The sequence below is a fragment of the Pseudoalteromonas sp. NBT06-2 genome (assembly GCF_002276045.1).
GTDB lineage: Bacteria > Pseudomonadota > Gammaproteobacteria > Enterobacterales > Alteromonadaceae > Pseudoalteromonas.
In genome coordinates, this window is sequence record NZ_NQMR01000422.1 from 1 (window position 1) to 475 (window position 475).

Consider the following 475-nt stretch of genomic DNA (forward strand, 5'->3'; position numbering starts at 1 on the left):
TTTTTTAGCTGCTTATTTTCATGTTTGTATATTTGTGCCTGTTTTAAATCAGCTTTTTTCTGTTCTTTTGAACTTTTAAAGCTCTGTAAACATTCTATTTTCCAGGTTTTAACTTGTTCGGGATAAATGCCTTTCTCACGACAATACTGGCTAAGCTCTGCCTCGGTAAAAGAAGCGGTTTCTACAATTACTGAAAACTTCATTTCAGCAGACCAATTCGTTATTGGCAAATGTTTATCTGGCACTGATGATTCTCTATCTCTTGCTATATTGAGCCAAGAATACAGTGTTTGGAAATGAATTCCTTCTTCAATTGAAACTTCTCTAACTGGACGACTCTCAGGAGGAAGTAACTTTTTTAAAATTGCAGCTTTTCTTTCTGTTGAATATTTAGACAAAACGTTCTAACTTACCGCCCCCTAGTGATTGTTAACTATACAAAAATAAGGAGTGACAACAATCCTGACACAGGGGG

The 475-nt window shown here is 35.6% G+C and carries 1 protein-coding gene; it reads right to left on the minus strand.

The genetic code is table 11. The annotated features are described in order from the left end of the window. Positions 1 to 398: transposase (locus CJF42_RS26385; RefSeq protein WP_353651706.1), on the minus strand; the 398-nt coding region annotated here is incomplete at its 3' end. Positions 399 to 475: the final 77 nt, after the last annotated feature.